Origin of the sequence: Methylobacillus draconifructus, from assembly GCF_045984355.1 — a bacterium.
Lineage (GTDB): Bacteria > Pseudomonadota > Gammaproteobacteria > Burkholderiales > Methylophilaceae > Methylobacillus > Methylobacillus flagellatus_A.
The window spans coordinates 345,367-357,735 of the sequence record NZ_JBJQII010000002.1 but is presented as its reverse complement, the minus strand read 5'-3'; the positions used below and the strand labels follow the sequence as shown (position 1 = coordinate 357,735).

At 56.7% G+C, this 12,369-nt stretch carries 13 protein-coding genes and 1 tRNA gene; 7 read left to right on the top strand and 7 right to left on the bottom strand.

What is annotated here, in order from left to right; all coding sequences use genetic code 11:
* Positions 1-38 precede the first annotated feature (38 nt).
* Positions 39-437, top strand: coding sequence for a chemotaxis response regulator CheY (gene cheY / locus ACJSDX_RS05510; RefSeq protein ID WP_230347692.1), 399 nt, complete (start codon positions 39-41; stop codon positions 435-437).
* A 2-nt stretch (positions 438-439) separates the two neighbouring features.
* Positions 440-1,105: a protein phosphatase CheZ gene (cheZ, locus tag ACJSDX_RS05505; RefSeq protein ID WP_309566510.1), complete on the top strand. Its 666-nt coding sequence runs from the start codon at positions 440-442 to the stop codon at positions 1,103-1,105.
* A gap of 265 nt (positions 1,106-1,370) precedes the next feature.
* On the opposite strand, the gene epsA is transcribed toward cheZ, so the two are convergent.
* Complete coding sequence (gene epsA / locus ACJSDX_RS05500) at positions 1,371-2,144, bottom strand: XrtB/PEP-CTERM-associated transcriptional regulator EpsA (RefSeq protein WP_309566509.1); 774 nt, start codon at positions 2,142-2,144, stop codon at positions 1,371-1,373.
* Between the two features lie 181 nt (positions 2,145-2,325).
* On the opposite strand from epsA, the gene ACJSDX_RS05495 reads away from it, so the two are divergent.
* Together ACJSDX_RS05495 and ACJSDX_RS05490 are read left to right on the top strand one after the other, a co-directional pair.
* On the top strand, positions 2,326-2,832 hold the full coding sequence (locus tag ACJSDX_RS05495) for a Crp/Fnr family transcriptional regulator (protein WP_309566507.1): 507 nt from the start codon (positions 2,326-2,328) through the stop codon (positions 2,830-2,832).
* Positions 2,833-3,268: 436 nt separating this feature from the next.
* Complete coding sequence (locus tag ACJSDX_RS05490) at positions 3,269-3,628, top strand: hypothetical protein (protein ID WP_407993843.1); 360 nt, start codon at positions 3,269-3,271, stop codon at positions 3,626-3,628.
* Positions 3,629-3,784: 156 nt separating this feature from the next.
* Here the strand turns inward: ACJSDX_RS05490 and ACJSDX_RS05485 are convergent.
* A tRNA-Lys gene (locus tag ACJSDX_RS05485) sits at positions 3,785-3,860 on the bottom strand.
* Positions 3,861-3,976: 116 nt separating this feature from the next.
* Here ACJSDX_RS05485 and ACJSDX_RS05480 point away from each other — a divergent pair.
* Positions 3,977-5,608: an alpha-D-glucose phosphate-specific phosphoglucomutase gene (locus ACJSDX_RS05480; RefSeq protein WP_407993842.1), complete on the top strand. Its 1,632-nt coding sequence runs from the start codon at positions 3,977-3,979 to the stop codon at positions 5,606-5,608.
* Entirely contained in the window at positions 5,608-5,793 is a 186-nt protein-coding gene (locus ACJSDX_RS05475) for a GNAT family N-acetyltransferase (protein ID WP_405029520.1), read from the top strand. Before ACJSDX_RS05480 ends, ACJSDX_RS05475 begins: the two co-directional genes overlap by 1 nt.
* Positions 5,794-5,840: 47 nt before the next feature.
* Here ACJSDX_RS05475 and ACJSDX_RS05470 read toward each other — a convergent pair whose 3' ends face one another.
* The 5 genes from ACJSDX_RS05470 to ACJSDX_RS05450 all read right to left on the bottom strand — a co-directional run bounded on the left by ACJSDX_RS05470 (position 5,841) and on the right by ACJSDX_RS05450 (position 10,595).
* Positions 5,841-6,317, bottom strand: a complete 477-nt coding sequence (locus ACJSDX_RS05470) for a retropepsin-like aspartic protease family protein (RefSeq protein ID WP_407993841.1) — start codon at positions 6,315-6,317, stop codon at positions 5,841-5,843.
* 2 nt (positions 6,318-6,319) lie between these two features.
* Entirely contained in the window at positions 6,320-7,693 is a 1,374-nt protein-coding gene (locus ACJSDX_RS05465; RefSeq protein WP_407993840.1) for a phosphomannomutase/phosphoglucomutase, read from the bottom strand.
* Between the two features lie 41 nt (positions 7,694-7,734).
* A complete protein-coding gene (gene iscX / locus ACJSDX_RS05460; RefSeq protein WP_407993839.1) occupies positions 7,735-7,929 on the bottom strand; it encodes a Fe-S cluster assembly protein IscX in 195 nt (64 codons plus the stop codon).
* Between the two features lie 61 nt (positions 7,930-7,990).
* A complete protein-coding gene (locus ACJSDX_RS05455; protein WP_407993838.1) occupies positions 7,991-9,058 on the bottom strand; it encodes an NADH:flavin oxidoreductase/NADH oxidase in 1,068 nt (355 codons plus the stop codon).
* Between the two features lie 13 nt (positions 9,059-9,071).
* A complete protein-coding gene (locus ACJSDX_RS05450) occupies positions 9,072-10,595 on the bottom strand; it encodes a fumarate hydratase (protein WP_407993837.1) in 1,524 nt (507 codons plus the stop codon).
* Between the two features lie 349 nt (positions 10,596-10,944).
* Here ACJSDX_RS05450 and glyA point away from each other — a divergent pair, with 349 nt between their 5' ends.
* Positions 10,945-12,192 carry a serine hydroxymethyltransferase gene (glyA, locus tag ACJSDX_RS05445; RefSeq protein ID WP_407993836.1) on the top strand — a complete coding sequence of 416 codons (1,248 nt, stop codon included), beginning with the start codon at positions 10,945-10,947 and terminating at the stop codon, positions 12,190-12,192.
* Positions 12,193-12,369 lie beyond the last annotated feature (177 nt).

The following is a 12,369-nucleotide window of genomic DNA, read 5'->3' as shown; positions in this document are numbered from 1 at the left end:
TTCCGGCAATACAAATAAAAGTTGAAATGGAGTAACAAATGGCAAATCCCAATACCAAATTTCTGGTGGTCGACGACTTTTCGACCATGCGGCGTATTGTGCGTAACCTGCTCAAGGAGCTGGGTTACAACAATGTCGATGAAGCTGAGGATGGCGTCATGGCCCTGGCCAAGTTGAGGAGCGGAAGCTTCGATTTCGTGGTGTCCGACTGGAACATGCCCAATATGGACGGGTTGACCATGTTGCAGCAGATACGCGCCGACCCGGCGCTGTCATCGCTGCCGGTGTTGATGGTGACCGCAGAAGCGAAAAAGGAAAACATCATTGCGGCTGCCCAGGCAGGCGCCAATGGCTACGTGGTGAAGCCGTTCACCGCTGCGACATTGGATGAGAAGCTTAGTAAAATTTTTGAGAAGCTTGAAAAAGCAGGGGGCTGATAATGAGTAACCCACTTCAACATGTAGAACCCGTACCGGGTGAAGCCGAGAACATGCAATCCCAGCATGATGAAATGCTGCACCGTATCGGCTTAATGACCAGGAACCTGCATGAAAGCTTGCGCGGCCTTGGATTCGACAAGCTGCTCGAGCAGGCGGCGCACGGAATACCCGATGCCAGGGACAGGCTCAATTACGTAGCGCGCATGACCGAGCAGGCGGCGGAGCGCGTATTGAATGCGACCGACATTGCGACGCCCTTGCAGGATGAGTTGAACCAGCAGGCCGTCAGCCTGGAAGAGCGTTGGAAAAACATCCTGGCCGTGCCTTCGCTCAAGAAGGATTATGACCAGGTGGCCGACGAGACGGTGGCATTCCTCACCAAAACGGTAAGCCATACCGATGCGACCAAGGCGCAATTGCTCGACATCATGATGGCGCAGGATTTCCAGGACCTGACTGGACAAGTGATCAAGAAAATCACCGAGCTTGCGCAGGAAATAGAACAGCAACTGGTGCAGGTGCTCATCGACTTCTCCCCAGGCACCGGGGTGAAAAAGGAAGACAACAGCCTCATGAACGGCCCGCAGATCAATCCTGATACCGCCATCGACGTGGTGGCGAACCAGGAGCAGGTGGATGATTTGCTCGACAGCCTCGGTTTTTGACCGGCTGGCAGCCGATGGCGATGGAAGGCTAGTCCGATTGGCCTATTGTTCGCCAATCAAGGATGAGCGACCATGCGTACCCAAGAGCAGTACAAAATAAAATGTGCAAAAAAGCACGCAGTACATCACATTTTCCAGGGGAGCTTCCGCGTTATACGCATAGAAGCGACAAGTTGCGCTCAACCTAATGGTAAATGACAATCGAGAGGTGGGGAGGCTGTGGAGATCACGGCCTTTTTAGTACCTGCCGTGATTGAAGGCACGGCTATTTGCGGAACTTGGCGACGGCCTGTGCGCGATTCAGTACATTGAGTTTTTTGAAGATGCGTTGCAAATGGTTTTTGACGGTGAAGGCGCTGATGTCGAGGATCATGCCGATTTCCTGATTGGTTTTGCCCTTGGTGACCCAGTCCATGATTTCCAGCTCGCGGCCGGAAAGAATGTTCAGGCTTTCATCCTTGGGCTCGGGTTCGACCTTGACGGGCGTTGGCTGCTGTTCCGGCAAATGCTCGATCTGCCGCAACGCACTGTCGATGTAAGGCAGGAGCGCTTCCAGCATGGGGCGCGAGGCCGGAGGAAAACTCAAGTTGGAGCTGAGCAACACATAAAGACAATCGTGCCGGCCACGGTGATCCTTGATGGCATGCACCAAGGCCGATTTCATGTTTTTTAAGTAATAACTTGATTCTACGTTCGAGAACTCGCAGTCGTGCAAAATATTGTCGGCTGCGGCAAGCGTAAAGGGGGCCTTGGCATGGTTCAGCCAATAGTTGAACAGGTTCTGCAGGAACTTATTGATTTCGTGGCTGGCAATCTTGTCGGAGCGGATGCCAGGCAGGGGCGAAACAACATTGAAGTATATGACTCCAAGTGAAAAGTCTCCCCAAGCCGTGATCATGATCTCATGCGGAAGGAAAATCTGCAGTTTCCCCTGCATCCAGAGAAAAAGCTCGAAGTGCGAGCGAATTCTCAAGGATTCGTGCATTAGCTCAATTAACTGGCTTTTCTCGATATCGTTTAAGTTTTTATTTAAGGACATGCGCTCGGTTATAATTTACTAAGCAATTCAGGTCTAATTTTTTGTGTCATATATATACTCTTGCATTATTATGACGCAAATAGCTTGAGTATGAGAATTTTTGAGAGCATTTATCTATTAATTTCCATAAATATTTTATGGGTAATTAATACATTCCTTTAAATCTAAGGGCAAAAATTACATGTATCCTGATTTGGTGCATCTGGGCGGAGCCGATAAATACGTCGAAGAAATCCTTGAAATTGTCAATACGATCAAGCTGTTTGGCGATTTCACCGATGAAGAAGTGCGTTATTTATGCTCTTACATGCAATGCTATGCTGCGCCCAGGGACTGTCAATTGCTGACCGAAGGCGATACGGGCGACTACCTGCTCCTGATCCTCACCGGAGAAGTCAATGTCATCAAGGACATTCCGAATAAAGGCATCCAGACGATTGCCCAGGTGGGCGCCGGCGCGATTATCGGCGAAATGTCCATGATCGACGGCATGCCGCGTTCAGCCAGCTGCGTCGCCAGCTTGCCCACGGACTTTGCGGTGCTGACCAGGGAAGCGCTCTATCAATTGCTGGCCAATATGCCCAAGCTGGGCAACAAGGTGCTGGTAAGATTGCTGCAATTGCTCACGGCGAGGTTCCGCGAGACCTCCGACAGGTTTCTTCCGAAAACGTTGGGTGAACTGGTCTGATCGGCATACCAATGTAAGGACTAGGCTGCTGGCGTTGAACAGCGCGCCGAAGAATAAAGCCACTGAAGTCCCGCTATGCGGGATTTTTTATGTCCGGCAAAAATAGTAAGGCTTCACCCATGAATGGCGCCATCAATCCTGGGCGCTGTTGTCAAGATTCGCTTGCTAGTCAAATTGGCAGTTTTCGCGATGGCTGCAAGTATCAATCTTTCCCCTGGCCTGCATAGCAAGAGCAGGCCGCACGCGATGTCATCGGCATTTCTACTTCTACCAGGCGATTCCGGCAAATCGATCCATCCAAGCGCGGAGGCGATATCTTCTCGGTATTACAAGAGAATAAATTTGTCAAATAAATTTCTATTTAATATAGTAAATAATATGTATTAATAGTAAATATTGATTGTGCGCGATAAGTCAATGCGGGAGGAAGGCTGACATGTCCAATGGCGATGCATTCGTACTAACCCATAATGCCAAGTATGTCATTGAGAAGAATTTCAAGGGCGTAGATATATTTTCCCTTTATCTGGAAGCTAAAGTGCTAGGCAAGAAGAGCAAGGTCAAGCGCCAAATACGAGAATTCGCCAGGGCACGCGATATTGCATTGATGATAGACGGTTTCAAGGGCAGGTATTTCAAAGCCACATCCTGTGGCGTGGTGTTTGTCATGGCTGTTCCCGAGATATGCATCACCATTTTCAGGTTGAAAGACCGTCAGCATATTGGCAAGAGATTTGCTAATTCAAAAGACCAAGCCCAACTGCCCTTAGGCAACATATCGGGTTTAAGCCGATGATCGATGCTTGCAATCTGGATCAAGCTCGAGAGTGAGTTGATTCAATTATTGTTTTAAGGATGCTGGATAGCTCGCCAATTTTGGCAGCGTTTACGGAAGTAACTGGGAAGCGAAAATACAAAAGGGTTAGCGTAATTGCTAACCCTTTGATCTGACTGGTGGGGCATGTAGGGGTCGAACCTACGACAAACGGATTAAGAGTCCGCTGCTCTACCAACTGAGCTAATGCCCCAATCGAGGAGCGAGATTATGCTTGGGTTTCGAGCCTATGTCAACTTGAAAGTGAGAAGTTAATCGAGTAAGTTAGCTGCTGCATTCAATCTTAACAACCCCCCGAAAGTATATTGCATGGCAATTCATATCATTACCACTCAACCGTTCAGCGACCAACGGCCGGGAACATCCGGGTTACGCAAGCGAGTCACGGTTTTTCAGCAGCCGCATTATCTTGAAAATTTCGTACAGAGCGTTTTCGACGCGATCGAGGCGCCTGTCGGGGCGTCATTGGTTATTGGAGGGGACGGACGTTTCTATAACGTCGAAGCAATACAGGTTATCCTCAAAATGGCTGCTGCCAACGGAATAGGGCGCGTATTGGTCGGCAGGAACGGCATCTTGTCCACGCCGGCAGCATCCTGCGTGATCCGCAAGCATAAGACGTTCGGCGGCATCATTCTGTCGGCCAGCCATAACCCCGGCGGACCGCAGGGCGATTTTGGCATCAAGTTCAATTCGGCCAATGGCGGGCCAGCATCGGAAAAAGTGACGGAAGCGATTTTTGCGCGCAGCAAGGAGCTGGTCCAGTACAAGATCGTGGATGCGCCGGATGTGGCGCTGGATGTTGTGGGGGAAACCGAGTTGGCGGGAATGAAGGTAGAGGTCATCGATTCCGTCAGCGATTATGTTGACTTGATGGCGACATTGTTCGACTTCGATGCCATCCGACAGTTGCTGGCCAGCGGCTTCCGTTTGCGTTTTGATGCGATGCACGCGGTGACTGGGCCCTATGCGCGTGCCATTTTGGTCGACCGGCTCGGCGCTCCACCGGATGCTGTGATGAATGCCGAGCCTCTCCCTGATTTTGGCGGCGGCCACCCCGACCCTAACTTGACCTATGCGCATGACCTGGTCGAGATCATGTATGGGGACTCCGCGCCGGATTTCGGCGCGGCGTCGGACGGCGACGGGGACCGCAACATGATCCTGGGCAAGCGTTTCTTCGTGACGCCTTCGGATAGCCTGGCATTGCTTGCCGCCAATGCGAGGCTGGCGCCGGGCTATGCGCAAGGGATTGCCGGGGTCGCACGCTCCATGCCGACCAGCGCGGCGGTGGACCGTGTGGCGCAGGAGCTGGATATCCCATGTTTCGAGACACCGACCGGCTGGAAATTCTTCGGCAACCTGATGGATGCGGGCAGGGTGACATTGTGCGGCGAGGAGAGCTTCGGCACCGGATCGGACCATGTGCGCGAAAAAGACGGTCTGTGGGCGGTATTGTTCTGGCTCAATATCCTGGCGATCAAGCGCCAGCCTGTGGAAACCATCGTCAAGCGCCATTGGGCCAGGTTCGGCCGCAATGTCTATTCGCGCCATGATTACGAGGAGCTGCCCAGCGATGCCGCCAACGGCTTGATCGAGCATGTCCGTGCCCAGTTTGCCTCACTGCCCGGACAAGCTTTGGGACGCTATACCGTGAAGACATGCGACGATTTCAGCTATACCGATCCTGTCGACGGCAGCGTGAGCCAGAAGCAGGGGATACGCATCTTGTTCGAGGATGGCTCGCGTATTGTGTTCCGCCTCTCGGGAACAGGCACCGCCGGCGCAACGCTGCGCATCTATCTCGAGTCTTTCGAGCCGGATACTGCCAAGCATGACGAGGACGCGCAGGATGCCTTGGCGGAATTGATCGCCGTTGCCGAGCAAATCTCCGAGCTGAAGCAGCGTACCGGGCGCGAGCAACCTACGGTCATCACCTGATGCAGTACCTTGCAGTCCCGACCGGCAGGTTGGTGTTGAGGCAATGGCGTGAGGCGGATCTTGCGCCATTTGCTTTACTCAGTACCGATCCTGAGGTCATGGAGTATTTTCCTGGCGTCTTGGATCGGCACAGAAGTGCTTCGACCATCTCGCTGTTGCGGATATTCCGATATTCCGAGATCTAAGACCTCATGTGTTATATCGCCGGGGTCGGCTGGCGCAAGGAAGCTGGCTATTCCTCAAGCTGTGTGATCGTCATCTTGCCCTGGAACAGGCGCACGTCCATGCGCGCCAGGAACGACATTCCCAGCAGCACGTCGCCATCCAGCCCGGGGGCAATCACCGCCGCGACATTGTGCGCCTTGACGCCGCCTAGCTGTACGGATTGCAGCCGGGTCATGTAGGCCACGGTATCGCCGTTCGCTGTGGAGGTGCGGATCGCCTGGTTGCTTTGCAGCTGCAGGCGCTCCGCAGTGCGTTGCGAGATGGCAACGCCAGTGGCGCCGGTGTCCACCAGCACATTGACCATGACGCCGTTGATGAGCGCCTCGGCGCGGTAATGCCCGTCAAGCCCGCGCTGCAGGGTAACGCTGGGCGCATCGCCCAGGATGCCGATGCGGTTCGGGTTGAGGGCGCGATCCGCCAGGAAGTAAAGCCCGCTGGCCAAAGCAAGCCAGACCGCCAGCCAAAGCAGACGCGCGCCGCTCATGCTCAGAACGGCAGCTTGGCGTCAGGCGCGGCAGCGAGAATGACGCTGCGGAACTGGTCCTGGATGCGCTTGAGCGCTGCGGCGTTGTCGGCCTCGAAGCGCAGGACGATCACCGGTGTGGTATTGGAAGGGCGCATCAGGCCGAAACCGTCGCTGTATTCCACGCGCAGGCCGTCGATAGTGATGACTTCTTCGGCGCCTTCGAACTTGGCACTGGCCTGCAGCTGGCTGATGAGTTGGTGCGGCTCGCCTTCCTTCATATTGATGTGCTGCTCCGGCGTGCTGACGCTGTCCGGCAATGCATTGAGCACGGCGGACGGGTCGTCGAACTGGCTGAGGATTTCCAGCAGGCGTGCGCCGGAATACAAGCCGTCGTCGAAGCCGTACCAGCGTTCCTTGAAGAATATGTGGCCGCTCATCTCGCCTGCCAGCGCAGCGCCGGTTTCCTTCATCTTGGCCTTGACCAATGAATGACCGGTTTTCCACATCAGCGGCTCGCCGCCGCGCTGCTTGATCCAGGGGGCGAGGTTGCGGGTGGATTTCACGTCGTAAATGATGGTGGCCTGGGGATTGCGCTTGAGCACGTCCTCGGCAAACAGCAGCAGCTGGCGGTCCGGGTAGATGATGCTGCCATCCTTGGTGACCACGCCCAGGCGGTCGCCGTCGCCGTCGAAGGCGAAACCGATTTCGGATTGGCCTGTCAGCAGGTTCTCAATCAAGTCCTTGAGATTTTCCGGGACGGACGGGTCGGGATGATGGTTGGGGAAATGACCGTCGACTTCGCAGAACAATTCCTCCACTTCGCAGCCGAGCGCGCGGTAAAGTTTGCCCGCAAACGCACCGGGCACGCCGTTGCCGCAATCCACGGTGAGCTTGAGCGGACGCTTGAGCTTGATGTCGGAGGCGATACGGTCGATGTACGCAGGGGCGATGTCGTGGCTGCTTTCCGTGCCGTTGCCGTGCGTGAAGTCGTTGTTGTCGATGCGGGCGCGCAGCCGTTGAATGGTCTCGCCGGACAAGGTCTCGCCGGCCACCACCATTTTCAGGCCGTTGTATTCCGGCGGGTTGTGGCTGCCGGTGACCATGACGCCGGAGCCGGTATTCAGGTGGTAGGCGGCGAAATACACCATGGGAGTTGCCACCAGCCCGAGGTTGATGACGTCCAGGCCGCTTTTGCGGATGCCGCGCGAAAGCGCTGCGGCAAGCTCGGGACCTGAAAGGCGGCCGTCGTAGCCGATGCAGATGGTTTTCTGGCCGCGCAGCGCAGCTTCGCTGCCGATCGCATGGCCGATGGCTTCCACGGTTTCCGGCGTGAGGGTCTTGCCGACGATGCCGCGGATGTCGTAAGCCTTGAAGATTTCTTTTGGTGCTGTCATGGTGCTCCCTTGATTGATGCTGAAATGCTGTGAATTCGGGGTTATTCCGCTTCTTCTATCCATGCCATCTGGATGGCTTCCAGGATGCGCTCGCCGCATTTTTCCGGTTCGTCATCGAAATCATCCAGCGCCAATATCCAATCGTAAAGATCAGTGAAGCGGATGAGCTTGGGGTCGACATCAGGATGTTTATCAAAGAGTTCTTCAGCAATGCGCTGGCTATCAGTCCATTTCATTATGTTTCCCTTTCAATCAGTTGCTTATATTATCCGGCAACTATGAAAATTAAGAGTCGCTTTAAATGTGCTTGGCGCGTACATATTGCTCCGGCCATGTGACATCGGTACGCAACTCCTTTGCTGCATGCAGCGGCCAGTGCGGGTCGCTCAGCAGCTTGCGCGCGAGCATGATCACGTCGGCTTGGCCTGAAACGAGGATATGCTCGGCCTGGATGGCGGAAGTGATCAGCCCGACCGCGCCGCTGGCAATACCTGCCTCATGGCGGATACGTTGCGCGAACTCGGTCTGGTAGCCGGGCCCGGCAGGGATCTTGGCGTCCAGGAGCAGGCCGCCGCTGGAGCAGTCTATCAGGTCGATGCCGATGTCCTTGAGCCATTTGGCAAACTGTATCGATTGCTCGATGTCCCATCCGCCTTCCACCCAGTCGGTCGCGGAAATACGCACGAAGACAGGCTTGTCCTGCGGCCACAATGTGCGCAGATCGCGCGCGATGTCGAGCGCCAGGCGGCAGCGGTTTTCCAGGCTGCCGCCGTATTCGTCCTCGCGTCGGTTCGACAGGGGTGAAAGGAACTCGTGCAATAGATAGCCGTGGGCGCAATGCAATTCCAGCACCTCAAAGCCTGCATCCAGCGCGCGCTGGGCGGCCGCATGGAATTGGCCTGCGACTTGCTGGATTTCCTCGCGGTCGAGGGCGAGGGGCGTGCCATGCTCCGGCGTGACGGGAATGGCGGAGGGCGCCACGGTCTGCCAGCCGCCTTGTTCCAGGCTCAGGAATTTGCCGTCGCGCCAGGGCACGTCGCAGGATGCCTTGCGTCCGGCATGGGCTATCTGGATCGCGGGGACGGCGCCCTGCTGCTTAATGAATTCAACGATGGGCTTGAACGCCTGGGTGTGCGCATCGGACCAAAGCCCCAGGCAGGAAGGGGTGATGCGGCCTTCGGGCGCAACCGCTGTCGCTTCGGCGATGACCAGGCCCGCACCGCCCACGGCCAGGCCTCCCAGGTGAACCAGGTGCCAATGGTTGGCAATGCCGTTTTCGGCAGAGTACTGGCACATGGGCGAGACGAAAATACGGTTCTTGATCTCAGTCTCGCGGAAGCGGATCGGGGTAAATAGTTTGGCCATGCGTGAATCCTGTTTATTCGCTGAAAATGGGGATGTCGGCAATCCGAGGACGCCATTCGGCAGGGCCGGAGTCATGCACGGAGTGTCCCTGGCTGTCCACGGCCACGGTCACCGGCATGTCCTCCACCGTGAATTCGTAGACGGCCTCCATGCCCAGGTCGGCGAAGGCGACGACGCGCGATGCCTTAATGGCCTGCGAGATCAGGTAGGCCGCGCCGCCGATGGCGATCAGGTAGGCCGATTGGTGTTGCTTGATCGCTTGCACGGTGGCTTCGCCGCGTTCGGCCTTGCCTATCATGCCGAGTAAGCCGGTCTTGGTCAGCATGGTTTCCGTGAAGCGGTCCATGCGCGTCGCGGTGGTGGGGCCCGCCGGGCCGATGATCTCGTCCCCCACCGGGTCGACCGGGCCGACGTAGTAGATGAAACGGTTGGTGAAATCCAGGCCTTCCGGCATGGGTTCGCCGCGCGCGATCAGGTCGACGATGCGCTTGTGGGCGGCATCGCGGCCGGTAAGCAACTTGCCCGAGAGCAGCAGTTTCTCTCCCGGCTGCCATTGCGTGATGTCGTCCGGCGTCAGCGTATCCAGGTTGACGCGGCGCATGGGCGTGCTGGCATCCAGCGCAATCTGCGGCCAGTCTTCGAGCCTGGGGACAGGCAGCCGGGCAGGGCCGCTGCCGTCCAGGGTAAAGTGCACATGGCGGGTGGCGGCGCAATTGGGGATGATGGCGACCGGCAACGAAGTCGCATGCGTCGGAGCCTCGAGTATCTTCACGTCCAGCACGGTGGTGAGCCCGCCCAGGCCTTGGGCGCCGATGCCGAGCCGGTTGACCTGCTCATATATCGCCAGGCGCAGTTCCTCCGCGCGGGTCTGTGGCCCGCGTGCTTTTAATGCCTGGATGTCGATGGGGGCGAACAGGGACTGCTTGGCGAGCAGCACGGCTTTTTCCGCGGTGCCGCCGATGCCGATGCCGAGCACGCCTGGTGGGCACCAGCCGGCGCCCATGCCGGGAACCGCCTGCAGCACCCATTCCACGATGTCGTCGGAAGGTTCCAGCATGGCGAGCTTGGATTTGTTTTCCGAGCCGCCGCCCTTGGCGGCGATATGGATGTCGACCGTGTCGCCGGGCACCATCTCGACATGCACGACGGACGGCGTGTTGTCGCGGGTATTGAGGCGCTTGCCCGCCGGGTCGCGCACGATGGAGGCGCGCAGGCGGTTTTCCGGATCGAGATAGGCGCGGCGCACGCCTTCGTCCACCATCTCCTGCAGGCTCATGCCGGCCTGCCACTGCACGTTCATGCCGATGGAAACAAAGGCCACGACAATGCCGGTATCCTGGCAAAGCGGGCGTTGCCCTTGCGCGCAGAGATAGGAGTTGATGAGGATTTGGCCGATGGCATCGCGCGCGGCCGGGGAAGGCTCGCGTTGCCATGCATCGTGCATGGCCGCGAGAAAGTCCGGCGAATGGTAGCAGGCAATGTATTGCAATGCCTGGTGGATGCTGTCGATAAAATCTTCTTGGCGGATGAAGGCCATGATGCGGAATTCGAGATGAATATTAGGAAGGGATTATACCTGACCGGGGGGAAAAGGCCGCCAGCAACATCAGACGCAGAGGCTGCCGGCGGAGAGAGAGTGTGATGAGATGGGGATGCATCTCAAGATGATCGTAGCAATCGATGTGCCAATTGGTAATATCTATATATTTCAATGATATATGAATTTCAACGCGAAGCGGCCCGGCTGTATTGGCGCAGGTGGTGGTTGCAATTGGCTGCAGGCAGGCAATGAATCATTTTCATTGGCTGTGAATCTGTTTCAAAGCTGTTGTGCAGCGAACATGTTAAAATCCCGCCTATTCATTTTCATCCCCGAGATATAGAACATGTTTAGCACGGCCAAAAACCTGAGCGTTGTTGATCCCGATCTGTGGAAATATGTGGAAGCCGAGCGCCACCGCCAGGACGAACACATCGAACTGATCGCCTCCGAGAACTACACCAGCCCTGCCGTGATGCAGGCGCAGGGTTCGCAGCTGACCAACAAGTACGCGGAAGGTTACCCGGGCAAGCGTTTCTATGGCGGCTGTGAATTCGTTGACGGCGTCGAGCAATTGGCGATCGACCGCCTGAAGAAGCTGTTCGGCGCCGAATATGCCAACGTGCAGCCGCATTCCGGCTCCCAGGCCAACCAGGCCGTGTACTTCTCCATCCTCAAGCCCGGCGACACCGTCATGGGCATGAACCTGGGCCATGGCGGCCACTTGACGCACGGCTCCCCGGCCAACCTGTCCGGCAAGCTGTTCAATATCGTGCCTTACGGCCTCAATGACAAGGAAGAGATCGACTACGACGAAATGGAGCGCATTGCCCTGGAGTGCAAGCCCAAGCTGCTGATCGGCGGTGCTTCCGCTTACGCCTTGCGTTTCGACTGGGCGCGCATGGCCGAAATCGCCAAGAAGGTCGGCGCCTATTTCATGGTCGATATGGCGCACTATGCGGGCTTGATCGCGGCAGGCGTCTATCCCAACCCTGTGCCGCATGCCGACTTTGTCACCTCCACCACGCACAAGACCTTGCGCGGCCCTCGTGGCGGCCTGATCATGGCCAAGGCGGAGTTTGAGAAGTCGCTCAATTCCAGCGTGTTCCCAAGCCTGCAAGGCGGCCCCTTGATGCACGTGATCGCGGGCAAGGCGGTTGCCTTCCTCGAAGCTGCACAGCCTGAATTCAAGGCTTACCAGGAGCAGGTGTTGAAGAACGCCGACATCATGGCCAAGACCTTGGCCTCACGCGGCTTGCGCATCATCTCCGGCGGCACGCAGTCGCACGTGTTCCTGGTCGACCTGCGTCCCAAGGGGCTGACCGGCAAGGCGGCCGATGCCTACCTCGGCCAAGCGCATATCACCGTGAACAAGAACGCAATTCCGAACGACCCGGAAAGCCCGTTCGTCACTTCCGGCATACGCATCGGTTCGCCTGCGATCACCACGCGCGGCTTCAAGGAAGCGGAAGCCGCCGAAGTGGCCAACCTGATTGCCGACATCCTGGACAACCCGACTGACGAATCCGTGATCGCCGCGACCACGGCCAAGGTGCATGCCTTGACTTCTCGCTTCCCGGTGTACGGCGCCTAGCGCAGCTAATAAACCTCTCCTGGCGTTGTTGCTCTGCCTTGCCCGTACTAAGTACTGCCCGCAGCAGAGCGCCTAGCCAGGACCGCTACGTAGCCGCACTTGTACATAAATTATCTATACAGAGCGTGCCTTGTAGCCGGTGGGGGTCTTCTTTAAATTGCAGGGCAAAATTACTCA

Bases quoted from the DNA above. Each gene is read 5' to 3' on its own strand.
- cheY (WP_230347692.1), top strand. From the start codon at position 39: ATGGCAAATCCCAATACCAAATTTCTGGTGGTCGACGACTTTTCGACC.
- cheZ (WP_309566510.1), top strand. From the start codon at position 440: ATGAGTAACCCACTTCAACATGTAGAACCCGTACCGGGTGAAGCCGAG.
- epsA (WP_309566509.1), bottom strand. From the start codon at position 2,144: ATGTCCTTAAATAAAAACTTAAACGATATCGAGAAAAGCCAGTTAATT.
- ACJSDX_RS05495 (WP_309566507.1), top strand. From the start codon at position 2,326: ATGTATCCTGATTTGGTGCATCTGGGCGGAGCCGATAAATACGTCGAA.
- ACJSDX_RS05490 (WP_407993843.1), top strand. From the start codon at position 3,269: ATGTCCAATGGCGATGCATTCGTACTAACCCATAATGCCAAGTATGTC.
- ACJSDX_RS05480 (WP_407993842.1), top strand. From the start codon at position 3,977: ATGGCAATTCATATCATTACCACTCAACCGTTCAGCGACCAACGGCCG.
- ACJSDX_RS05475 (WP_405029520.1), top strand. From the start codon at position 5,608: ATGCAGTACCTTGCAGTCCCGACCGGCAGGTTGGTGTTGAGGCAATGG.
- ACJSDX_RS05470 (WP_407993841.1), bottom strand. From the start codon at position 6,317: ATGAGCGGCGCGCGTCTGCTTTGGCTGGCGGTCTGGCTTGCTTTGGCC.
- ACJSDX_RS05465 (WP_407993840.1), bottom strand. From the start codon at position 7,693: ATGACAGCACCAAAAGAAATCTTCAAGGCTTACGACATCCGCGGCATC.
- iscX (WP_407993839.1), bottom strand. From the start codon at position 7,929: ATGAAATGGACTGATAGCCAGCGCATTGCTGAAGAACTCTTTGATAAA.
- ACJSDX_RS05455 (WP_407993838.1), bottom strand. From the start codon at position 9,058: ATGGCCAAACTATTTACCCCGATCCGCTTCCGCGAGACTGAGATCAAG.
- ACJSDX_RS05450 (WP_407993837.1), bottom strand. From the start codon at position 10,595: ATGGCCTTCATCCGCCAAGAAGATTTTATCGACAGCATCCACCAGGCA.
- glyA (WP_407993836.1), top strand. From the start codon at position 10,945: ATGTTTAGCACGGCCAAAAACCTGAGCGTTGTTGATCCCGATCTGTGG.